Here is a 23,766-nt window from a genome sequence, read left to right as displayed (position 1 = left end):
CGGGTGCTATCTTGCCTGATACCGCTTTCCAATTAATCAGTAGACAAGGGGACAGATATGTCCGTTAAAGTCATCGCATTCGGTGAAGCTCTGATCGATATGCTCGCTAAGCCGAGTCATGCCGGACCGACCACTTTCGTTGCTCACCCGGGAGGGGCACCGGCGAACGTGGCGGTCGGTGTTGCCAAGCTCGGCGGCAATGCCTGTTTTCTGGGCCAGGTTGGACAGGACATGTTCGGTGATACCCTGGTAGAGACCATGCAGAATTTTGGTGTCGATACCAGTCAGTTTGTGCAAACCTCTGCCGCAATGACCGCGCTGGCGTTTGTCAGCCTGGATGACGAGGGAGAGCGCAGTTTTGCATTCTACCGTGATGGCAGTGCTGATTTGCTGTACCGCGCGGAGCAATGTCCCGAGTCCTTCCTGCATGAATCGTTGTTTCACAGCTGCTCAAATACCCTGACGGAGCCCGGCATTCGCAAAGAGCACCTGGAGCTCATGGCCCGTGCGCGCGCCGGCGGTGCCGTTGTGAGTTTTGATGTCAATTACCGTCACAATCTCTGGCCTGAAGGAGCCGATGCCAAGACGCCGATCTGGGAGGCCATGCTGGCATCGGATCTGGTGAAGATCAGCCGAGAAGAACTGGAAGCTCTGTATGGCAAGGATCCATCGCTGGTGACCAAGCTGCTGGAAGGCGGCCTGACCTTGCTGCTCATCACTGATGGCGGCGAGCCGCTGGAAGCCCATTGGTCGGGCGGGTCGATGCAACTGGTACCGCCTGCAGCCAAGGTGCTCGACAGCACCGCGGCCGGCGATTCTTTTGTATCAGGGCTGCTGTATCAGTTGTCTGTACAGTCCATTGACCAGCCGGCCTTTGCCGGCTGGGTGCGCGATGAATCCCGTCTTAGGGCCGCGCTGGAGTTCGCCAGTCGCTGTGGCGCCCTGACGGTATCCCGCTACGGTGCCTTCCAGGCCCTGCCTGTCGGGGCCGAGCTCGGACTCTGAGTCGGCCGATAACGCCTGCCTTCGCGCTTCACCGGCCAGGGTCGTCCTGGCCGGTTTCTCAGCTGTGTTGAATGCACTGCATTCAAGGTCCTTGTCGGCCTTTCCGTCGAGGCAAAGCCTGGCCGAAAAGGCTGGCTTTCATTCTTGCGGTCTCTCTGTTTTACTCCCTTAATTCCCCCCGATAAGACCGCCGTTGCTGTGGTGTCTCAGCGATGCCGGTTCGCGTTCTGCGCTACAGGCGTTTTCATGCGTGTTGTGGTCGGCAAATGCTGCGCTGCGGCATCATTTAAGAATCATTTAAGATCCGCCGTTCCTTGTTTTTTGGGTCTCTTCTGTCTAATTTACCGGTCATTAGCTTAAACGTTTAAGTACGTTTTTGATTTCGTCAGACCAACAACAATAACGAGGTGCTCCCTATGAATTTCAACGTCTTTAGCCGGTTGGCCATTGCCGCTGCATGCGCATGGATTACAACATCGGCATCGGCTGAAACCGTTACGATCTCCTGCGGCGCGGTGGGGTCTGAATTCAAGCTCTGCCAGGAAGGTACTGCCGCCTGGGCGGCCAAAACGGGTCACCAGGTCGAGCTGGTTTCAACGCCCAACTCCTCCACAGAACGGCTTTCGCTGTACCAGCAGCTGCTGGCGGCAGGCTCGTCTGATATCGATGTTTTTCAGATAGACGTTATCTGGCCCGGTATGCTTGGGCAGCACTTGCTGGATCTTACCCCCTACAGCAAGGGGCAGGAGGCTGAGCATTTTGCATCCATCGTTGCCAACAATACGGTGGACGGCAAGCTGCTGGCGATGCCCTGGTTTACCGATGCCGGTGTGCTCTACTACCGCAAGGATCTGCTGGAGAAATACGCGCAACCGGTACCTGACACCTGGGAGGATCTGACCGAAATCGCGGCCAAGGTTCAGCAGGCCGAGCGTGACGCCGGTAACGAACAGATGTGGGGTTACGTCTGGCAGGGCCGTGCCTACGAAGGGCTGACCTGCGATGCGCTGGAGTGGATCTACAGCTACAACGGCGGCACGCTGGTCGATGCCAGTGGTGAGATTACCATCAACAATCCCCAGGCCGTGCAGGCATTGGACACGGCTCGGGGCTGGATCGGCACCATTTCACCTGAAGGTGTGCTGAGCTACGGCGAAGAGGAAGCCCGCGGTGTCTTTCAGTCCGGTAACTCGGTATTCATGCGCAACTGGCCCTATGCCTGGGGGCTGGCACAGAGTGAAGACAGCCCGGTTAAAGACAAGGTGGGTGTTGTGGCACTGCCCAAGGGTGGCGCTTCCGGCCGTCCTGCCGGAACGCTGGGTGGCTGGCAGCTGGCCGTATCCAATTACTCCGCGCATCCGGCGCTGGCGGCTGACCTGGTGATGTACCTCACCAGCTATGAAGAGCAGAAACGCCGCGCGATTGAAGGTTCCTACAATCCCACCATCGAAGCGCTCTACAAGGATCAGGACGTACTGGACGCCGTGCCATTCTTCGGCAGCCTCTACGAAACCTTTGCCAACGGTGTGCCACGCCCGTCCTCGGTGACCGGCGATAATTATGGCCGTGTCAGCAATGCATTCTTCAATTCTGTGCATGGCGTATTGTCCGGAACGGTGGAGCCGCAGGCCGCGGTTGAAGCGCTGGAAACACAGCTTAAACGCATTCGCAAACGTTCCTGGTGAGCCAGGCTGACGCTGCCATAGCTCTGGGAGACACTGTATGACTCAATCCAGTTCTGAACTAACTGTCGCCGCCACTGCAGCAGGAGTCCCCTATCGCAGGGGGCGCCTGGTGCGCCAGCGCGTGCGCATGGCCTGGATGTTCCTGATACCCATGCTGATACTGCTGGCCGCCGTTGCGGGCTGGCCGTTGTTGCGCACCATCTGGTTCAGCTTTACCGATGCAAGCCTGGGGGATACCTCCGGGTATAACCTTATCGGGTTTGAAAACTACCTGGTCTACGAAGATGGCGTCTGGTACGGCTTGCTGGCTGACCCGGAATGGTGGAATGCGGTGAAGAACACGCTGTTCTTCACGGTGGTGTCCGTCTCGCTCGAAACGGTGCTGGGCCTGATCGTAGCATTATCCCTCAATGCGCGTTTTCCGCTGCGCGGGCTGGTGCGGGCGGCCATCCTGATTCCCTGGGCGATCCCGACGATCGTGTCCGCCAAAATGTGGGGCTGGATGCTGCACGACCAGTTCGGCATCATCAATCACATGCTGATGGGGCTCGGCTTTATCGATACCCCCCTGGCCTGGACGGCTAATCCGGACCTGTCGATGTGGGCCGTGATCATGGTGGATGTCTGGAAGACCACGCCCTTTATGGCGCTACTGACGCTGGCCGCCTTGCAGATGCTGCCGTCCGACTGTTACGAGGCGGCGCGGGTCGACGGAATACATCCGATCCAGGTGTTCTTCAAGGTGACGCTGCCGTTGATCGCGCCGGCGTTGATGGTCGCCATCATCTTCCGGGTGCTGGATGCGCTGCGGGTGTTCGATCTGATCTTCGTACTGACATCCAACAGTACCGCCACCATGTCGATGTCGGTGTATGCCCGTCAGCAGCTGGTCGAGTTCCAGGATGTGGGATACGGCTCGGCAGCATCCACGGTCCTGTTTCTGATTATCGCGCTCTGTACACTGGCTTACCTGTATCTCGGGCGCAAACGCATGGGAGCTGACGCATGACTCGCCGACAATTAAAACGCTGGGCACTGCGTAGCGGATTCACGTTGCTGCTGCTGTCTATCGTACTGTTTTCCGTCTATCCGTTTTATTACGCCATCCTGACCTCGTTCAAGAGCAGCAGTGAGCTGTTTAATGTCAGTTACCTGATCAGCCGGCTGGATTTCTCCAACTATGGCGCGGTGCTGTCGCAGGACAGCTTTTTGCAGAGCTTCAGCAACTCGGTGCTGGTGTCGACCCTGACCGTGGTGATTTCGCTGCTGTTCGGACTCACGGCTGCCTATGCGCTGGGCCGGGTGGATTTCCGTGGCCGCGGTAGCGTGTTGCTCATCGTTCTGGCGGTGTCGATGTTCCCGCAGGTGGCGGTGTTGTCCGGACTGTTCGAGGTTATTCGGGGCCTGAACCTGTACAACAACCCGTTCGGCCTGGTGTTCTCGTACACCATCTTCACGCTGCCGTTCACGGTCTGGGTGCTGACGACCTTCATGCGGCAGTTGCCCAAGGAACTGGAAGAAGCCGCCATCGTCGACGGTGCCACCCCTTTGGTGGTGCTGTTCAAGGTGTTCGTGCCGCTGATGTGGCCGGCGATGGCGACCACCGGGCTGCTGGCGTTCATTGCAGCCTGGAACGAGTTTCTGTTCGCACTGACATTCACGCTCACCGACGATCAGCGCACTGTGCCGGTGGCCATTGCGATGATCAGCGGCGGTTCGGCGTACGAGCTGCCCTGGGGCATCATCATGGCGGCGTCGGTCCTAGTGACGATTCCGTTGGTGGTGCTGGTACTGATTTTCCAGCGTCGTATCGTGTCCGGCCTTACCGCCGGTGCGGTCAAAGGTTGATAGGGAGTTACAGCATATGAGCAAGCCACTCGACTGGTGGAAAGGCGGCATCATCTACCAGATATATCCGCGCAGCTTCATGGATAGCAATGGCGACGGTGTCGGCGATCTGCCCGGCATTACCTCCAGGCTGGCGTATGTAGCATCGCTCGGGGTGGACGGCATCTGGCTGTCGCCGTTCTTCACGTCGCCGATGAAGGACTTTGGCTATGACATTTCGAACTACCGGGATGTGGATCCGCTGTTTGGCAACCTGGACGACTTCCGGGCGCTGGTGGCTGAAGCGCGGCGCCTGGGTTTGAAAGTGATGATCGACCAGGTCATCAGCCATACCTCGGATCAGCACCCCTGGTTCAAGGAAAGCCGCCGGGATTCAACCAATGCGAAGGCTGACTGGTACGTGTGGGCTGACCCCAAGCCGGACGGTACGCCGCCGAACAACTGGCTGTCGATTTTTGGCGGCAGCGCGTGGCAGTTCGACAGCGGACGGCGGCAGTACTACCTGCATAACTTCCTGACCAGCCAGCCGGACCTGAATTTTCACAATCCGGATGTTCGCCAGGCCAATCTGGATAACATGCGCTTCTGGCTGGATCTGGGCGTCGACGGCTTTCGCCTCGATACGGTGAATTTCTATTACCATGATGCGCAGTTGCGGGATAACCCGCCGGTGCCGCAAGGCGCCGCCATCACCCTGGGGGCTCCTGCGGCCAACCCTTATACCTGGCAGCGTCACGTGTACGACCTCAGTCAGCCGGAAAACCTCGGCTTCCTGCAGGAGCTGCGGGCGCTGATGGACGAGTATCCGGGGTCGACCACCGTTGGCGAGATTGGCGACGATAACCCGTTGCAGCTGATGGCGCAGTACACGGCCGGCGGTGACAAGTTGCACATGGCCTACACTTTCGACCTGCTGAACACGCCCCACAGTGCGGATTATATCCGCGAAGTTGTGGCGCGTTTTCGGGATAACGCCGGCGATGCCTGGCCGTGCTGGGCACTGTCCAATCATGACGTGGTGCGCAGCGCCACCCGCTGGGGCGCCGATGAAGATGCCGCGGCCTATCCGCGAATCGCCCTGGCCATGCTCATGAGCCTGCGTGGCAGTGTATGCCTGTATCAGGGGGAAGAACTGGGCCTGCCGGAAGCGGAGGTTCCTTTTGAACGCATTCAGGACCCCTACGGCATTCCGTTCTGGCCCGAATTCAAGGGACGGGACGGTTGTCGTACACCGATGGTCTGGGATCACTCCGAACAGGGCGGGTTCTCCACGGTCGAGCCCTGGCTGCCGGTCGATGAGCGTCATCTTGCATTGTCGGTTGATGAACAGGAACGGCAGTCCGATTCGATGCTGCATGCCATGCGAGTGTTTATCAAATGGCGCCAACAGCAGCCAGCGCTGGTGAAGGGGGAGCTTGAACTGGTGGAGGGGACCGGCGATATCCTGTGCTGGATACGTCGTGACCCCGCACAGACGCTGCTGGTGGCATTGAACCTGACCGGCCAGACGCAGCGCATGCCCTGGAGCGGGCCGGCATTGTCTGTGCAAACGGGGCATGGGTTCAACGGCGAAGTTGACGGCGACGAGATCGTGCTGCCGGCTTACCAGGCGCTTTTCGCGCACGTTTAATGACGGGTTGTACAACAAAAACAACAGCAGGGGAGTCTGTCCGGTTTAAATGATCCTGAGACGGGATTTTATCGGGCACGCTTCCAGGCACCCCAGGGTGCCAGCCGGGAGAGACACGCATGGCAAGTGTAACGTTAAAGAAAATAAACAAGGTGTTCGGTCATACCCATATTTTGCATGATATCGACCTGAGCATTCATGATGGTGAGTTCGTGGTCTTTGTCGGCCCATCCGGCTGCGGCAAGTCGACACTGTTGCGGCTGATCGCCGGCCTCGAGGAGATCAGTTCCGGCGACCTGGACATCGGCGGTCAGCTGGTCAATGAGCTGACACCCAAGGAGCGCGGCGTCGGCATGGTGTTCCAGTCCTACGCGCTTTATCCGCATCTGAGCGTCTACGATAACATCGCCTTTGGGCTCAAGCTGGCGAAGGAGTCCGGTGAAACGGTCACCGCGCGGGTCGAGAATACCGCGCGCATACTGCATCTGGAGCCGCTGCTGCATCGCAAGCCCAAGGAGCTTTCCGGCGGTCAGCGCCAGCGCGTTGCCATTGGCCGGGCGATGGCGCGAGAGCCCAGGATTCTGTTGTTTGACGAGCCGCTGTCCAACCTCGATGCCTCGCTGCGGGTCAAGATGCGTACCGAAATCGCCAAGCTGCATCAGCGCGTCAAGTCGACCATGGTGTACGTCACCCATGACCAGGTTGAAGCCATGACACTGGCCGACAAGATTGTCGTGCTCAATGCCGGTCGCATCGAACAGGTAGGGTCGCCGTTCGAACTCTATGAATCGCCCGCCAGCCTGTTCGTGGCATCGTTCATCGGTTCACCCAAGATGAACCTGCTGCCGGCCTCCCTGGCTGCACCCGACCCGTACACCAGCCAGGTTGCCGTGCCGGGTGTCGGGCAGGTCGACGTGGCGGTCGACAGCCAGCACCTGGACGCTGGCTGTACCCTGACGCTGGGTATTCGGCCCGAGCATCTGGAACTGGAACCGGCATCCGGGGGCGAAAACTGCCTTGAGGTCGTCAACGTGGAGTATCTGGGGAACGAGTCTTACGTGTACATACAGCACCCCGACGAAGACGAGCTGCTGGTTGCCCGTGTTCCGGTGCCGGTGCGGGTTCGGCCGGGACAATTGGTGCGGCTGCTGATCAAGCCGGAGCTTGCCTATGTCTTTGACGCCGATGGCCGAGCCGTAAAACGCACGGTACCCGCGCCCGAGGTGTCGACTGTCTCCCATGCCTGAGACGGACGGTAAAGATCTGGCCGCGCCGGGCCCAAAGCTGACGATCAAGGATGTGGCTCGCCAGCTTGGTGTCTCGACGGCGACCGTGTCCAATGCCTTCAACCGGCCTGACCAACTGTCCGAACGCCTGCGGCAACGGATCCTGGGCGAGTGTCAGCGTATTGGTTATGCGGGACCCAGTGCGGCGGCGCGCAATCTGCGCACCGGGCGCAGCGGCATCGTGGGCGTGGTACTCGCCGAGAGCTTGCGCTACAGCTTTATTGATCCGGTCGCCAGCCAGTTTCTGGCCGGGGTATCGGAGGTGCTGGATCAGCGCCACTGCAACATGCTGCTGTTCTCGGCGCTGGAAATGGATGCCAGCAGCAAGCACCGGCTGCAGGAGTCGATGGTGGACGGCTATATCGTCTACGGCTTCAGCGGCAAGGGGCGCACCTATCAGCGGCTGCTACAACAACCCAAGCGGGTGGTGGTGGTCGATTTGAAAATGGGCGACTACACCTCGGTGAACGTCGATAACTACAGTGGTGCCAGGCGCAGTGCTGAACACGCCCTGGCCCATAATCCGGAGCATGTCTCCATTTTGGGCCTGAAGCTGTTGGCGACCGATCGCGTCTGTCGAGTACGCGACAACGAGCTTTACGATGAAGCAAGCTCCGTCGCCGTGAGCCGTCTGCGGGGCTATCTTGATGCGGTCCAGGCAAGTGGTCGAATGTTGTCGGCCGAGCGGATCTGGAACGTGCCCGAGAACAGCCACACACTGGCGTATCAGGCGGCGCGGGAAGCCCTGCTCAGTGCGCCTCGTCCAACCCTGCTGCTTTGTGCCAGCGATACAATTGCCATCGCGGCATTGCGTGCTGCACTGCAGCTGGGAATCCAGGTGCCGCAGATGCTACACATCGTCGGGTTTGACGGCATACCAGAAGCCAGCATACTGCATCCGACGCTGACAACGGTGTCGCAGCAAAGCGAAGAAAAGGGCCGCCTCGCGGCGCGAATTCTGCTGGGGGAAATCGAAGACAAGGACATCCTGCTGCCCACCGAGCTGGTGATCGGCGAGAGTTGTCCCACCCTCTAAAAACCGCCGTCCGGCGGACTGGCTAGCAGCCTGTCGGGTTTGGCCGATCAGCTCCCGGCGGTCATCCATCCATATCGCATCCGGTGCCTGTTTTCCTGCAGTGCTGCTGATTCTTCGGCTGGCCTTACGCGTCGGGTGAACTGCCTCTCTTTTTTCTTTGGCTTCTTCGTCCTCATTCCCAGTCTCTACTTTCATCTCGTCTTGTTGCCTTATCTATCCTGCACCGGTTTGGCTTGCGGTTACGCAGGCTCCCGGGTGTCTGCGATAGCCAGTCCCCGCTCCGGGTGGCTGGCATTGGGCTGCGGTCGCCTGTTACGGATAGCGGGAAACCGCCCGTGGGCGTGGCCTCCATACTTTCATTAAGTGAAATGTCCAATCTGGATCATAATTTATTGGCCCGTCGCCATGAACAGGCGGCGGGCGAGGGCATATAACGCGTATCGGCCCTTTTCGCGTACTTTTATCAAGGGGTCTTGATTTAAAATTCTTTTATTAACAATTGCTTAGGGTGGATGGTTTTCTTCAATGCGAAAAATATCCAAACTGGTTTTTTCGATGTCTGTGCTCCGTTGCGCGTTGTCCGAGATTGCTACTATGATTGATCCATGGGTTCCAAGCTCATAAGCAAATTTCTTGCTACAACAATAAAGGTGAAGTCTATGTTCTCTAAAATCGCACTGAGTGTGGGTATCGCGTCCGTAATGGCGTTCAATGTTGCTGCGGCTGAAACCGTCAGAATCGGTATCACTCAGAATAATGTGGGTGTGGACAGCTACCAGACAACCTATGAAAAGGCCTTCATTGAAGCGGCAAACGCCGATGAGAATGTCGAAGTTGTTGTATTGGATGCCGGCGGTGATGTGGCTCGTCAGATTGGTCAAATGCAGGATCTGATACAGCAACGTGTTGATGCCATCATTATCTGGCCGACGAATGGTCAGGCAGTCATTCCCGCAGTCCGGCAGGCTAAGAGTGCAGGCATTCCAGTCATTGTCACCAACTCCAAGATTGCAGATGCCGGCATGGACTTTATTGCAGCATTCTCCGGGCCGGACAATATTCGCCAGGGTGCCTATTCCGCAGAGATGATGTGTGATGCGCTGGATAATAAGGGACAGATTGTTCAGATTGCCGGTCAGCCCGGTTATACCACCGCCATTGAACGTGCCAAAGGGTTTGAAGATCGTCTGGCTGAAGCCTGCCCCGAGGTGAAAATCCTGGAAACCCAGCCGGGTGACTGGAACCGTGAAAAAGCCCAGCGAACCATGGAAAACTTCCTCACCAAATATGACCACATTGATGGTGTTTACGCGGGCGATGACAACATGGGTGTCGGTGCGCTTAATGCGGCCAAAGCAGCGAATCGTGACGGTATTATCTTCATCGGCGCCACCAATTTCGCGGTTGGGTATGAAGCGATGGAACGTGGGGAATACTACGGCTCCGTGTACCAGTCGCCGGTTGACGATGCCCGTGCAGCGCTGCAGACCGCTCTAGACGTTCTGGCCGGGAAAGATGTTCCGAAACTGAACTACTTTGATACACCGAAAATCACCCGTGACACTCTGAGCCAGTTTGACAAGCCTGTCTTCTAATCGTTGAGTCTCCCGTTGGCGGCGTAGGCGTGTATGTTTATGCGGCCAACCTTAATATTACGCATTAATTTATTAAAAGAGGCTGTAATGTCTTCACTCGACGGTAAAAACTGTATCGTAACCGGATCAGCCAAGGGTATCGGTCGCACGATTGGTGAAGCTCTTATGCAAGAAGGCGCCAATGTGCTGTTTGCTGACCTTGACCCGGCTGTGCAGGTAACGGCCGAAGAATCCAATGCCAAATTTGGCGGTCGTGCCATCGGCTTTAAAATGGATGTGACCAACCGGGCTCAGGTTAAGGAGATGATTGAGAAGGCCGTTGCAGAATTCGGCAGTCTGGATGTGATGTTCAATAATGCGGGCGTTAACAAGCCCATGAATTTTCTCGATGTTACCGAGGAAAACTGGGACTTTATAATGAAAATTAACGGCCTGGGTGTTCTTATCGGCACTCAGGAAGCTGCCAGGCAGATGATTGCTCAGGGCAGTGGCGGGAAAATAATAAACACGGCCTCCATTGCCAGCCGACAGGGCTATGACAATATTGCGCCCTACTGTGCGTCGAAATTTGCCGTATTGTCTTTAACCCAGTCTGCCGCGCGTGATCTGGCCAAGCACAAGATTACCGTTAATGGCTTCGCACCCGGTGTTGTCGCGACCGAGATGTGGAGTCAGCTGGACAAGGATTTGATAGAAATCGGTGCCAGCAAGCAACCGGGGCAGGCGATAGAAGAATTTTCGTCCGGTATTTTGTTGGGGCGTCCTGCTGCACCTGAAGATCTGGTGGGTACGACAAACTTTCTGGCCTCATCGGCATCCGATTATATGACCGGTCAGACGCTCATGATTGATGGTGGAATGATTCTGGTGTGATCGATGTATAACTCAGGATCAAAGGAGTGATCCTGAGTCATCTGTAACATATGAAGTGAAACGGATAGATCTATAATAATACATCCATGCTAGATGGACGAGGTGAGGTAATGACCCCTATAGAACAAGCAGAATCTATCAGTTCAAAGTTAAAACTTAACCGGGTCAGTTTGAAAAACTTTCTGACCACTCAGGGCATTCTTATAGTATTTATTATTTGCCTTGCTGGTTTTTCAATGTTCTCCGATCGCTTCCTGTCGGAAGAAAATATTATGACCGTGATCCGGCAAGCGTCGATGATTGGTATCATAGCGATCGGAGTTACTGTTGTTATCATCGGTGGTAATCTGGACCTTTCCGTCGGTTCCATGCTGTCATTCGCTACTGTTCTCGTGGTTGACCTTCACGATAAAATTGGTCCGACGAATGCCATTATTGTCATGTTTGCGATGACCCTGCTGATCGGTGCCATTAACGGCTTGCTGATTGGTTACATGAAGCTGAATTCCCTGATCGTGACGCTGGCCATGCTCTCTGCAATACAGGGCATTACGCTGATTTATACCGGTGGCCAGAATGTCGATATTGCCAATCAGGACGCTACCTGGTTCGCTGTATTTGGTCGCGGTTTTGTCGGCGGGATTGCTGTTCCCATTCTGATGTTTGCGGTGCTGGCACTCTGTGTTCACTTTGTCATGCGCTATACCAGTTATGGTCGCCGTATCTTTGCCATCGGTGGTAACCCGACAGCAGCGGTTTATTCCGGTATTCGAAAAAGCCGGTGCGTATTCACTACCTATATGATTTCAGCCTTTTCCGTTGGCTGTGCAGCGCTGGTGTTGGGGTCACGTGTCATGGGCTCGCAAAACAATGTCGGCCAGGGGTATGAGTTGCTTGTCCTCGCCGGAATCATTCTTGGCGGTACCAGTCTGATGGGCGGTGCGGGAAGTGTCTGGAAAACCGTGATCGGTGTGCTGATTCTTGGGTTTATCCAAAATGGTCTGCTTTTGTTGGGGTATCCGTATTACACCCAATGGCTTGTAACCTGGGTGATTATAATCGTGGCAGTTTGGCTCGATCTGGCTAATCAGCGCAAACGACTGTTTACCTCCCACTCATAAAAAAAGCAGGTGAATATGATGGTAAATGTTAAGAATATATCAAAGGTATTCGGCGGTATTCAGCCAATCTGGCTCTTTGTTATCGCGATAACGGTTTTTTTCAGTTTCATGTCTGAGTACTTCCTCACGACTGGGAACTTCATGAACATTCTGGTGCAAACGTCAACGATTGGTTTGATTGCACTGGGCATGACCTACGTCATGATTAACGGTAATATCGATCTTTCAGTCGGGGCCATCCTGGCACTGTCCGCTGCGCTGGCCGTTGATCTGCAAAGCTATGGTCTGCCCGTCGCACTGTTTGCCGCCATCAGCGCGGGTATTCTTCTGGGTGCCCTGAATGGCCTGATCGTATGGAAGACCGGGGTTAACTCTTTCATCGTGACGCTGGGCGCCATGATTGGTATTCGCGGACTGGTATTTATATATACAAAGGAACAGTCATTTTACGCCAGTGACTTTGCGTTCTCTGATTTCGGTATCAGCACTATCGCATCAATTCCTACTCTGGGTGTTATTTTTCTCGTCTGCTGTCTGATCATGCATCTGGTATTGACCAAAACAGGTCATGGCCGCAATACCTTTGCCGTGGGCGGTAACCGCGAGGCGGCAGCCGATGCGGGGATTCGTGTCGGGCGCCACATGTTAATCAACTTTATGATTGTCGGTTTCTTTGCCGCCCTGGCCGGAATCACACTGGCGACCCAGATGGGCGCGGCCACCCCCAATCTGGGGCGCGATTACGAATTATGGACAATTACCGCTGTCGTGCTGGGCGGTACCAAGCTCGCCGGTGGGTTCGGCAGCATTACCGGTACCCTCGGGGGGGTCCTGGCCATCGGCATCCTGCGCAACGGCATGAATCTCATGCAGGTCCCCGCGTTTTATGTGCTGGTTATTCTGGGAGCGATCCTGATTGCAGTGCTGATTATTGATCAGAAAGTCAACCGTAAATCGGGTCAGGAGGTGAATGTATGACTGCGCCGGCAACTAATAATAATCAGCGTTCGGTTGATGCATCGATAAAGCCTGTACTGCGTCTTGAGGGTATTACCAAGCGCTTTCCGGGTGTCGTGGCGCTGAATAATGTCAGTTTTGATGTGCGTGCGGGTGAAGTGCATGCCTTGCTGGGCGAGAACGGCGCCGGAAAATCAACCCTGATGAAGTGCCTTGCCGGGAAGCACCAGGCGGAAGAGGGCAGCATTGTCCTGGAAGGTCAGAAAGTGTCGTTCAGTGATCCCATGGAAGCCAAGCAACATGGCATCGTGCTGATTCACCAAGAGCTATCGTTGGTATCGGACCTGACGGTTGCAGAGAATATTTTTCTGGGAAGCCTGCCGCTGAAATGGCCGAATCGTGTCGACTGGAAAAAACTGCGCAGCGATACCGATAAAATCCTGAGCCGGCTGCAATGTACCTTCAGAGCGGATGATCTGGTCGGCGATCTGTCGATTGCCAAGAAACAGATGGTCGAAATCGCCCGTGCTCTGGTGTTTACCCCCAAAATTGTTGTGTTCGACGAGCCGACGGCATCCCTGACCGATCACGAAAAGCCAGTGCTATTCAATGTGATCAATTCCCTGCGTGAACATGGGGTCGGCATCGTCTACATCTCCCACCGCATGGACGAGATATTTGCCCTGTCTCAGCGTATTACCGTGCTGAGGGATGGTGAATATAACGGCACGGTTGATACCGCGCAAACGAATGAGGACGAGGTGACCAAACTGATGATTGGCCGCAGCCTTGAACTCGATCACAGCAGCAAGCCGACGGAGTTCAAGGAAAACGTACTCGAAGTCCGCAATCTCAGCGTAGAGGGCGTGTTCAAGGACATCAGTTTTAATGTTCGAAATGGCGAAATCGTCGGCATGTATGGCCTGGTCGGCGCAGGCCGCTCGGAGATTGCCGAGACCATTTTTGGTCTCAGACGTCCGAGTGCAGGAGAGATCCTGCTGGAAGGTGAAAGCGTCACCGTTAAATCCCCGCATGATGCAGTGGCCAGGGGCATTGCCCTGGTGCCTGAAAGCCGCAAGGAACAGGGGCTCGTGCTGGGCTTGAACTGCCGGGACAACATCACGCTGTCTACCCTGGGCTCAGTTTCGTCCCTGGGCGTTATGAGTCCGAAAAAAGAGCTGGAAATTTACGAGAAATACCAGCGCGAACTGAAAATAAAGACGCCGGGCTGGGCGCAGAAAGTCGGCAATCTCAGTGGGGGTAATCAGCAGAAGATCGTCATCGGCAAGTGGCTTACGACCCACCCCAAACTGCTGATCCTGGATGAGCCGACCCGCGGTATCGATGTCGGTTCCAAGGCGGAAATTCATGCGCTGATCAAGGATCTCGCCAAGTCCGGTTATGCGGTGCTTGTCATCTCATCCGAAATGCCCGAGGTGCTGGGTGTCAGCAACCGTGTGATCGCGATGTATTCGGGCCAGATTACAGCCGAATTCAACGCCGATACCGTGACCGAGGACGAACTGGTTCAGGCCATTACCGGCCAGCACAAGCCGGCGTCAGGCACACCTCTGCACGCCGCGGGGGTGTGACAGGAAAGCCGCGCTATTCGCGGGTGGCCGGGAAGGTCACTCATTGCCAGAGAATGGCGGCAGTCACTGTGGCTGTCTGGCAGTAGCCATTGAATTCGAAGCTAGAACCCTGTGGACGCGCTATCGGCGTGCCGCAGCGATCCAGGGAGAAATTGCAGCATGAACCCATTTGTCTATAACGGTTTGCCAGCACGAGTGGTATTCGGGAACGGAACACTGGAGCAACTGGTGGACGAACTAAGACTGCTCAACTGCAGCCGGGCGCTGGTGCTGGCTACGCCGCACCAGCGCGACCAGGCGCAGTCGATTCTTGATCGCCTGGGTGACCTGGGCGTCGGCATGTTCTGCGAAGCGGCCATGCATACACCGGTTGAGGTGACGGAGCAGGCGATGAAGGTCGTCGCAGAGCTGGATGTCGATTGCACGGTTGCCCTGGGCGGCGGATCAACCATCGGCCTTGGCAAGGCGATCGCGCTGCGTACCGACCTGCCGCAGATTGCCATACCTACCACCTATGCCGGATCCGAAATGACGCCGATTATCGGCGAAACGGAGAACGGTCTGAAGACAACCCAGCGCACCCTCAAGGTGCTGCCGGAAGTGGTGATTTACGATGTTGATCTGACCCTGACGCTGCCCGCGGCGATGTCGGGTACCAGCGGTCTTAATGCGATTGCCCATGCGGTCGAAGCACTCTATGCCAGGGATCAGAATCCGGTGGTGTCGCTGATGGCTGAAGCGGGAATTGAGGCCCTGGCCCGTAGCCTGCCGGTTATCGCGCGCAATCCCGCTGATGCGCAGGCCCGTTCAGATGCGCTTTATGGCGCCTGGTTGTGCGGTGCCTGCCTCGGGTCGGTCGGCATGTCGTTGCATCACAAGCTCTGCCACACGCTGGGGGGCTCCTTTGATCTGCCCCATGCCGAAACGCACACCATCGTACTGCCCCATGCGGTCGCCTATAACGAACTGGCCGCACCCGAGGCCATGGCGCGTATCGCACGCGCACTGGGGACCGAGAGTGCATCGCAGGGGTTGTTCGACCTGGCCCGTGCAGTTGGTGCGCCGCAAGGCCTGCGTGATCTGGGGATGAAAGAGGCGGATGTAAACCGGGCTGTCGAGATCGCGCTCGCTAACCCGTACTGGAATCCGCGCACGATTGAAGGCCCGGCGATTCGTGACCTGATCACGCGTGCCTGGAAAGGCGAACGGCCCAGGCTTGGGTGAGGACAATAAAATGAAAACACTCTTTATCAATGCCACTGTGCTGACCATGGATCCGCTTATTGGTGATCTGGCGTCGGGGCAGGTACTGGTCGAAGACAGCCGTATCCTTGCAGTTGGCACGGATCTGCCGGCAAAAGATGCCCATGTCATCGATTGCCAGGGCGGCATTCTGATACCCGGACTGGTCAATGCGCATATGCATACCTGGCAGACTGCGCTGCGTGGCGTCGCGGCCAACTGGACCTTGCTGGAATACTTTCGCCATGTGCATCGTGGCCTGGCCACGCTGTTCACCCCACAGGACATTCATATTGCGTCGCTGATGGGCGCGCTGAACCAGATCAACTGCGGTACCACGACTCTTGGCGACTGGTGCCACAACAATCCGACACCGGCACACACTGATGCGGCGATACGGGGGTTGCAGGAATCCGGTATCCGGGCGCTATTCTTCCACGGTTCACCCAAGCCGGATCCGAAGCCCGGCCAGCCGCATTTTAGCGAGATTCCCCATCCGCGGGCTGAGGTCGAGCGGCTGTTGCAGGGATCGCTGAAGGATGCGAATGGCAAGGTCACCCTGGGGATGGCGATACTGGGTCCGCATTACTCGACACTCGAGGTGTCGTTGCACGATTTTGAACTGGCGAGGGAGTTTGGGCTTGTCGCCTCGATGCACCAGGGGGGTGGCCCCGCGGTCAGCCCGGGTGCCTGGGATGTGCTGGAGGAAAAGGGGCTGGTGGGTCCTGGTATCAACATCGTGCACGGTCATGGCCTCAACGAGGAACAGGTCGGGCGTTTCTGTAACAAGGGTGTCAGCTTCTCGATTGCGCCCGAAAATGAAATGACCCAGGGGCACGGATTTCCGGTGACCGGACTGGTGCGCCGCCACGGCGGCATTGTCTCGCTGGGCGTGGATCTTGAATCGGTTATTTCCGGCGATATGTTCGCGGTGGCCCGCATGGCGCTGGGTATGCAGCGGGCGCTGGATAACGATGCTTCACGACGACAGACCGGTGCCATCCCGGATACCTCGAGCATTCGCACACGCGAGGCGTTGAGCTGGATTACGCTGGACGGCGCACGCGCACTGGGACTGGATGACCGGATCGGCAGCCTCACGCCAGGCAAGCAAGCCGATATCGTGCTGCTGAACACCCGTCTGCTGAACATGCAGCCGGTACATGATGCTGTATCCACTGTGGTGATGCAGACCAGTCTGGCAAATGTCGACAGCGTCATGATTGGCGGCGAGTTCCTTAAACGGGAAGGGCATCTGCTCGCTGACACCACCGCAGGAACAGAATTGCTGCGCGATTCCGGGCAACGGATCTATAGCGAACTTCTTTCACGGGAACAAAAGGATACGGTCAAATGAATACAGTTAACGAAGTGGCCTGGGTCGGTCTTGGAAAACTTGGTCTTCCCATGGCTAAGCGTGTTGTCGAAGGTGGCTTTCAGGTGCGGGGTTTTGACCTCAGTGCCGAGCGCCTGAGCCTGGCTGAAACGGTGAATATTGTTGCCTTTCGGGATCTGGCCAAGGCGGTCGAATCGTGCCCAATCGTGTTCGTATCCATACCGGATGACAAGGCATTGCTGGGCCTGACGCTGGGGGCCGGTGAGCTGATCCGTCACATGGCGCCGGCTAGCGTACTGGTGGAAACCAGCACGGTGAGTATCGAAGCCTCATCCAAAGTGGCCGAAGCGGCTGCGACGCGCGGGATTCACTATTTGCGCTGCCCCGTGTCTGGCAATCCGGTGGCAGCTCAGAACGGCACCCTGTCGGCCATGGTGTCCGGTCCGGCGCAGGCGTTCGAGTCGGTGCGACCTGTTCTGGAAACATTCACCGGTATGCAGTCCTGGCTGGGTGAGGCTGAGCAGGCGCGTTATGCCAAGCTGGCGATCAACCTGATGATTGCCGTCAGCGCCGGCATGCTGGCCGAAGCACTGGCCATGTCGCGCAAAGGCGGAATTGCCTGGGAAGATATGCTGCACCTGATTTCCAACAGCGCAGTGGGTTCACCCATGGTCAAGTACAAGACCCAGCCTTTGGCGCAGCGCAATTTCGACTCAACCTTTGACTGTACCCAGATGGCCAAGGACCTGGATCTGATTCTGGGCTGCACACGGACCGCCGGCGTATCGGCGCCGCTGGCTGCCCAGATGCGCGAGACCTACTCATCACTGATCGCCATGGGGCACGGTGGCGATGACTACATCGCTACGGTGCATCACACCGAGACGCTTTCCGGGCTGCCAGCCATTGAAGCCGCTCACGATCGCGGAGATAAATAATATGCGCAATCTCAACGAAGAGAACATTACAGCCGAAGTCATTCAGCGCTTTGCAGGTTGCTCCGACGCGCGGCTAAAGACCCTTATCAACAGCCTGGTGACGCATCTGCACGGGTTCATCCGCGAGGTGGAGCCAACCGAAAAGGAGTGGGGTCAGGCTATCGACTTTCTCACCCGCACCGGACAGATGTGTGACGACAAGCGACAGGAGTTCATTTTGCTGTCGGATACATTGGGCGTCACCATGCTGGTGGATGCGATCAACCACCGGGTCAGCAGCCAAGCGGTGACGGAAAGCACCGTACTGGGACCCTTTTATGTGGCTGACCCGCCGGAGGCCGAAATCGGCGCCGGTATCGACGAGGGCGTGGACGGAGAGCCGCTGTTTGTCGAGGGCCAGGTCCGTGACGCAGCGGGCCAGCCGTTGGCCAATGTGGTCATCGACGTGTGGCAGTCCGATGGCGAAGGTGTCTACGATGTGCAGAAACCGGAGCTTGATGGCGCCTCTCTGCGGGCCCGCTTTAGAACCGACGCCCAGGGACACTATGCCTTCTGGACGGTGACGCCGTCTCCCTATCCGATTCCAACCGATGGCCCGGTGGGGCAGATGCTGGAAGTAACAGGTCGTCATCCGTTCCGCCCGGCTCATGTGCATTTCATGCTGATGGCTCCAGGGTATGAAACCCTGGTGACACAGGTTTTCGCGAACGGTGACCCCTACCTGGACTCGGATGCCGTGTTTGGTGTCAAGGACTCACTCGTAAAGGACTTTGCGCTAAAGCCGGCAGGTGAGGCTCCGGATGGCCGTCGGCTGGATAAACCGTACCGTTATTTTCGATATGACTTTGGTCTGAAGGCCGCCTGAGCAGAGAGTCTCTGCGTCATATATCCCATTAGAAAAAAGGACAAAAAGATGACTAGCATCGATCAGAACGCACTCGCACAAGTATTTATCAACGCACGTACCCACAATGCTTGGACAGACAAGAATGTGAGTGATGAAAAACTGCGTGAACTCTACGAGTTGATGCACTACGCGCCAACGTCCATGAACTGCCAGCCGCTGCGCATCCTTTTTCTGCGCTCCAGCGAGGCGAAGGAACGTCTGCGTGCGGCGCTGATGCCGGGCAACCAGGAGAAAACCATGAATTCACCCGTTGTCGCTGTGCTGGGCTATGACACCAAGTTTTACGAGCACCTGCCGCGCATGTTTGCCCACAACAAGGACGCCAAGTCACTGTTCGAAGGCAAACCGGAACATATTCAGACGACCGCTTTTCGTAACAGCGCCATTCAGGGCGGCTACTTCATTCTGGCTGCCCGCGCACTTGGCCTGGATGTAGGCCCGATGTCCGGCTTTAATAATGCGGTTGTGGATGCGGAATTCTGGCCAGAAGGCAATATTAAAAGCAACTTCCTCTGTAACCTCGGTTACGGTGATGCTTCTGTGCTGTTTCCGCGCAGTGAGCGTTTCAAGTTCGATGAAGTATGTGAAATATTATAATACGCCGTCACGGGAACAACCAAAGGACCAGGTCCTCTGGTTGTTCCCGTGAGTATCTAACCTGGCATAAATAATAATAATTTAAATTCGTGCTTTCTTGAGTGCATTGGCCGTGCCGTGCGTGGCTCTTTTTACTTCCTCAGTCATGGACTGTCCGGTTAATTTGAGGTTCATTGTATGCTGTATGATTGGCAGTTTTTAGTACTCTTGGCCGTAGGGGTTTTGATTACCGGAATTTCAAAGTCCGGTTTCGCCGGTGGCGTTGGTGTCGTGGCTGTTCCCCTGTTGTCACTGAAAACAAGTCCGGTCAATGCAGCGGCTATCATGTTGCCTCTTTTGATCGTTATGGATGCTTTTAGTTTGAAAGCCTGGTGGGGAAAAAGAATAAACAGGTTGCTGCTGATCGTATTTCCGCCGGCGATCCTGGGTGTCTTGGTCGGTTATTTGACGTTCGGTTCTCTGAATGAACAGATGATCAAACTATCACTGGGCGTTTTTTCAATATTGTTTGGCATTTGGGGGCTGTTACCTGCTTCCATAAAAAAGGTATCCATGCCGCCGCTTGTGGGCGGGATCTGCGGGGGCATCGCGGGCCTTACCAGCTTTATAGCCCACGCCGGAGGTCCACCGTTAAACTTTTATTTACTGAATCAAAAACTTTCCAAACCTGAATTTCTGTCAACCGCGGTGGTTTTTCTGGCAGGAATTAACCTGGTGAAAATCATACCTTATTTTAGTCTCGGGATGATAAGTACGCAGAACATGCTGCCGGCCCTGTTGTTTATGCCGCTGGCCTGGCTGGGGGTTCGACTTGGGCTGGCAATCCAGAAAAAAATAGATGGGAAATATTTCTTTAACGTTATATTGATCATGTTGATTATTCTCGGTATCAAGCTGGTAGTCGACGGTTCTGGTTTAGTATGAATGTTGATCTTTCATTATTTTGAAGGGGTTTTTAGTTTTCAGGAGGGCAAAGTATTGAGTCGACGGGTTAGTACATGAAGAGAGAATGCTTCATCATTGGCCGCTGGCCGATGCGAACCCGACAAAAAAAACGGCGTCCACGCACTTGCGCCTGTTTTTGTGGAGTGATGGACACCTAGGTAGGGAGCCTATTTGTCTGCCAGGTCAATAAAATAAATAGACCAAATGGCTAAAACCATAAAAACCAATTAAGTGCACAGTTAGCAATACTGAAAATATTTCACATACTTGAAAACCTGAGGTGAAAACGATGGACACTAATAGACTTAAAGGCAAAAACTGCGTTATAACCGGTGCTGCCCGGGGGATGGGCGCCGCGGTGGCAGAGCATTATGCCGCACAGGGCGCCAAGGTATGCGTGGCGGATATCAATATAGATGGCTGCAATGAAGTCGTCGCGCGCATCAAGAGCAAGGGAGGCGAGGCGATTGCCGCTAAAGTCGACGTCACTAAGCGTGAAGACATCAAGGCCGCGATAGATGCCACCGTCGAGGCCTTTGGTAGCCTCAATATCATGTTGAACAATGCCGGTATCAACAAGCCACTGATGTTTCTGGATGTAACAGAAGAGAACTGGCACCAAATCATGACGGTTAATGCTCTTGGCTGTCTTCTGGGCATGCAGGAAGCTGCCAAACAGATGATTAAACAGGGCAAACAGGACTATCCCTACAAGATCATCAATGTGGGCTCGATCCTGTCCCGGCAGGCCTTTGATGACGTCATCCCTTATAGCTGCAGCAAGCACGCCGTTCTGGCGATGATCAATGGCGGTGCGAAAGCCCTGGCCAAGGAAAATATTACGGTTAACGGCTATGGCCCGGGAGTCGTGCGCACCGAACTGTGGGAGCAGCTGGACAAGGATCTGGTCGCCATTGGCAAGTTCGACAAGGCGGGTGAGTCCATGGACCGTCTGGCCGAGGAGATGATCCTGCTCAAACGCTACTCCTATCCGGAAGACGTGGTCGGGACCGCAAGCTTCCTGGCCAGCAGCGAGTCGGATTATATGACCGGTCAGCTATTGATGATTGATGGCGGCATGGTCGTTCAGTAAAGCTGCCAAAAGGTTGTTATTCTTTAGAAGACAGAGCAGCTTGGTCATTGTTAGTCCGGTGAGCAAGCTGCACTTTCACTCACTTTCACTTTCACTGGCGCCCGATGCGGTGACTCAGGCTGCGAGCCTGCCGCTCAACCGGGGCAGCCAGAGGCTCATGGCGACTTATTCGCAGGTTCCTTAGTAGTGTCCTCTGCTTTGCATCAGCGCATCGGCCCTTTTTTGGGCGGCTGTGAGCGCCTGTTTGATCGATTTCTTCTCAATCAGGATGTCGTGAATCTCTTCGCCGGCAATCGCAATGACTTCGGTTATTTCGGGCACCGGGGGGCGAGGCCAAGTCTGCAATATATCTTCTCTTGCCATTTTGTCCACTGTGGCGATTAGCGGTGAGATCGCTGAAACTTCGGGATCATTGCTCACGCTGAATCTTGGGCTGACAAGGCTGCCGTTCAGAATATAAAGCTTGGTCAGGCTCGCTGACGTCAGATAGCGCAATGCTGTCCATGCCGCATCTATTCTGTCTTTGGCCAGGTTTGCCGGAATGGCCAGCGCATACCCACCAACCGGGGCTATTGGGTATCCGTGGGGTCCGGTAGGATGAGGCAGGTATCCGGTATTGTTCCAGGCAGCAGACTCCTTGTTCAGCTCAAACAGCGGCGCAAGAAGAGTGGCGCAGTACGCCATGGATGTCTCTCCTGAGGCGTATGAATTGGCGCGATCATACCAAGACATTTTGAGAATGTTCGGTGGTGAATATTTTAATAGCTCAAGCATATATTCTGCCGTCTGGAAAGCTGCCTCAGACAGGAACATGGGCCGAAATTCGTCTCCCGTAACATGCTGAAAGCTGAAGCCGGTCGCAAGCTTGCGCAGATTGATAATAGGCTGGCCGAAAGCGGCCATCATAAACGCAAACGAGTGACCCAGTGGTGTACCTCTGGCGGCATTCCATGCGATGCCATAGCGGCCGGTTGAGGGGTTATGCAACCGTTTCGCGGCTTCGAGTGTTGCTTCAGTTGTCGTTGGGGGAGCCAGGCCAGCCTCTGCAAAAAGGTCCTTGCGATAGCAGAGCAGCTCGGGTGTTGTTTGAACCGGTATACCAAACTGTTGACCCTCATACCGTGCACTTGCGAGAGCTTCCGGATGAAAGTCCGAGAGGTCATGCCGGTCTTGCGCCAACAGGGTATCCAGCGGTAACAGCATACCTTCTGAGGCGAGCTCGCCAAACCATGGAAGATCACAGGCGATTATATCGTAGCGGGATGTCTCCAGTTTTGCATTGCGCATGATTTCCATACGTAACCCGTCTATGGATTTTGCTTTGTTCTTAATATCAAGACCAAATATCAACTCCAGCTGACGTTTAAGGTTATGCATCGCCATAAAAGTGGGGTCGGCATGTATTAGGACTTTCAGGCCGCCTTTTAATAAAAGCCTGTCCGGTAAAACGGTCGGAGGTGGAATAATTCTGGCGGACAAATAGGCGGCACCGAAAAAATACTGGCCTGCGGAATCCGAGTTGACATCCATGCCAAATAGCAGGCCCAGAGTAGACTTGATTTTGTTGGCGTAGTTTTCCCACTCTTTAATGAGTTTTGGCGATGGGTGGAGTGAGACGCTCTTGCCGGTTTTTGTTCTCGGTCTGGTAATGATAAGGCCGCGTTCGATGATGCTGTCGATACCTCTCATGGCCGTTCCATACGACAGACCGGATGCAGCAGCGAGTGAGGTAGGCGTCGTTGTGCGGCCAACGAGATGGTTGCGCATGAGGTGTACCATCATGCGCATCTCCCGGTATCCGGGGCGCATCGACAGAGATTTTTCCGTTTCATCCTCAAATTGCTCGATGAAATCAATGAAGCGTGAAAACTCGGTATTTGATATCTTCGAAAAGGGTCTTTGACTCAGCTTGTCATACGGCCCCTCCGGGTGTTGTTCGTCTTCTTCGTTCTTCATTATTTTTCTGTCATCATGTGGATGATCTATTTTTATCATAAGTTTAAAAGTATTGAAAGATGAATTTTGGCTGTAGTTTTTAATGATCATTCAATGATGATTGGTTTTTCCTTGTAGTTATGTT

Annotated in this window: 20 protein-coding genes; 19 read left to right on the top strand and 1 reads right to left on the bottom strand. The window is 55.4% G+C overall.

Features of this window, described 5'->3' with window-relative positions; genetic code table 11:
* Nucleotides 1–57 precede the first annotated feature (57 nt).
* From F451_RS0111160 to F451_RS0111070, 19 genes are all read left to right on the top strand, one after another.
* Nucleotides 58–1,005 (top strand): carbohydrate kinase family protein, encoded by a 948-nt coding sequence (locus F451_RS0111160; protein ID WP_020681451.1) that lies wholly within the window; start codon nt 58–60, stop codon nt 1,003–1,005.
* 416 nt (nt 1,006–1,421) lie between these two features.
* Complete coding sequence (locus F451_RS0111155) at nt 1,422–2,690, top strand: ABC transporter substrate-binding protein (RefSeq protein WP_020681450.1); 1,269 nt, start codon at nt 1,422–1,424, stop codon at nt 2,688–2,690.
* Between the two features lie 37 nt (nt 2,691–2,727).
* Entirely contained in the window at nt 2,728–3,699 is a 972-nt protein-coding gene (locus F451_RS0111150) for a carbohydrate ABC transporter permease (RefSeq protein ID WP_026291692.1), read from the top strand.
* Nucleotides 3,696–4,538 (top strand): carbohydrate ABC transporter permease, encoded by an 843-nt coding sequence (locus F451_RS0111145; protein WP_026291691.1) that lies wholly within the window; start codon nt 3,696–3,698, stop codon nt 4,536–4,538. Before F451_RS0111150 ends, F451_RS0111145 begins: the two co-directional genes overlap by 4 nt.
* Nucleotides 4,539–4,554: 16 nt before the next feature.
* Nucleotides 4,555–6,168 carry an alpha-amylase family glycosyl hydrolase gene (locus F451_RS0111140; protein WP_020681447.1) on the top strand — a complete coding sequence of 538 codons (1,614 nt, stop codon included), beginning with the start codon at nt 4,555–4,557 and terminating at the stop codon, nt 6,166–6,168.
* 119 nt (nt 6,169–6,287) lie between these two features.
* Complete coding sequence (locus tag F451_RS0111135) at nt 6,288–7,415, top strand: ABC transporter ATP-binding protein (protein ID WP_040879686.1); 1,128 nt, start codon at nt 6,288–6,290, stop codon at nt 7,413–7,415.
* Nucleotides 7,408–8,490: a LacI family DNA-binding transcriptional regulator gene (locus tag F451_RS0111130; protein WP_020681445.1), complete on the top strand. Its 1,083-nt coding sequence runs from the start codon at nt 7,408–7,410 to the stop codon at nt 8,488–8,490. Before F451_RS0111135 ends, F451_RS0111130 begins: the two co-directional genes overlap by 8 nt.
* A gap of 659 nt (nt 8,491–9,149) precedes the next feature.
* Nucleotides 9,150–10,085 (top strand): sugar ABC transporter substrate-binding protein, encoded by a 936-nt coding sequence (locus tag F451_RS0111125; protein WP_020681444.1) that lies wholly within the window; start codon nt 9,150–9,152, stop codon nt 10,083–10,085.
* 39 nt (nt 10,086–10,124) lie between these two features.
* On the top strand, nt 10,125–10,958 hold the full coding sequence (locus F451_RS0111120) for an SDR family oxidoreductase (RefSeq protein WP_240476466.1): 834 nt from the start codon (nt 10,125–10,127) through the stop codon (nt 10,956–10,958).
* 110 nt (nt 10,959–11,068) lie between these two features.
* The gene (locus F451_RS0111115) at nt 11,069–12,079 is read left to right on the top strand and encodes an ABC transporter permease (protein WP_026291689.1); all 1,011 of its coding nucleotides are present in this window, start codon (nt 11,069–11,071) and stop codon (nt 12,077–12,079) included.
* A 15-nt stretch (nt 12,080–12,094) separates the two neighbouring features.
* The gene (locus F451_RS0111110; protein WP_020681441.1) at nt 12,095–13,057 is read left to right on the top strand and encodes an ABC transporter permease; all 963 of its coding nucleotides are present in this window, start codon (nt 12,095–12,097) and stop codon (nt 13,055–13,057) included.
* Nucleotides 13,054–14,628, top strand: coding sequence for a sugar ABC transporter ATP-binding protein (locus F451_RS0111105; protein WP_020681440.1), 1,575 nt, complete (start codon nt 13,054–13,056; stop codon nt 14,626–14,628). The genes F451_RS0111110 and F451_RS0111105 overlap by 4 nt, the downstream gene beginning before the upstream one ends.
* 159 nt (nt 14,629–14,787) lie before the next feature.
* Nucleotides 14,788–15,852, top strand: coding sequence for a maleylacetate reductase (locus tag F451_RS0111100; protein ID WP_020681439.1), 1,065 nt, complete (start codon nt 14,788–14,790; stop codon nt 15,850–15,852).
* A gap of 10 nt (nt 15,853–15,862) precedes the next feature.
* The gene (locus F451_RS0111095; protein WP_026291687.1) at nt 15,863–17,227 is read left to right on the top strand and encodes an amidohydrolase family protein; all 1,365 of its coding nucleotides are present in this window, start codon (nt 15,863–15,865) and stop codon (nt 17,225–17,227) included.
* A complete protein-coding gene (locus F451_RS0111090; RefSeq protein WP_020681437.1) occupies nt 17,224–18,144 on the top strand; it encodes an NAD(P)-dependent oxidoreductase in 921 nt (306 codons plus the stop codon). The genes F451_RS0111095 and F451_RS0111090 overlap by 4 nt, the downstream gene beginning before the upstream one ends.
* Nucleotide 18,145: 1 nt before the next feature.
* Nucleotides 18,146–19,009, top strand: a complete 864-nt coding sequence (locus F451_RS0111085; protein WP_020681436.1) for an intradiol ring-cleavage dioxygenase — start codon at nt 18,146–18,148, stop codon at nt 19,007–19,009.
* Nucleotides 19,010–19,057: 48 nt separating this feature from the next.
* Nucleotides 19,058–19,648, top strand: coding sequence for a malonic semialdehyde reductase (locus F451_RS0111080; protein WP_020681435.1), 591 nt, complete (start codon nt 19,058–19,060; stop codon nt 19,646–19,648).
* A 177-nt stretch (nt 19,649–19,825) separates the two neighbouring features.
* Nucleotides 19,826–20,572, top strand: a complete 747-nt coding sequence (locus tag F451_RS0111075; protein ID WP_020681434.1) for a sulfite exporter TauE/SafE family protein — start codon at nt 19,826–19,828, stop codon at nt 20,570–20,572.
* A 310-nt stretch (nt 20,573–20,882) separates the two neighbouring features.
* Nucleotides 20,883–21,686 carry an SDR family NAD(P)-dependent oxidoreductase gene (locus F451_RS0111070; RefSeq protein ID WP_026291686.1) on the top strand — a complete coding sequence of 268 codons (804 nt, stop codon included), beginning with the start codon at nt 20,883–20,885 and terminating at the stop codon, nt 21,684–21,686.
* Between the two features lie 180 nt (nt 21,687–21,866).
* Here F451_RS0111070 and F451_RS0111065 read toward each other — a convergent pair whose 3' ends face one another.
* Nucleotides 21,867–23,642: an ABC transporter substrate-binding protein gene (locus tag F451_RS0111065; protein WP_040879739.1), complete on the bottom strand. Its 1,776-nt coding sequence runs from the start codon at nt 23,640–23,642 to the stop codon at nt 21,867–21,869.
* Nucleotides 23,643–23,766 lie beyond the last annotated feature (124 nt).

This window comes from Marinobacterium rhizophilum DSM 18822 (genome assembly GCF_000378045.1).
Classification (GTDB): Bacteria; Pseudomonadota; Gammaproteobacteria; order Pseudomonadales; family Balneatricaceae; genus Marinobacterium_A; species Marinobacterium_A rhizophilum.
The sequence above is the reverse complement of the archived record's forward strand: the minus strand, read 5'-3'. Positions and strand labels throughout refer to the sequence as shown.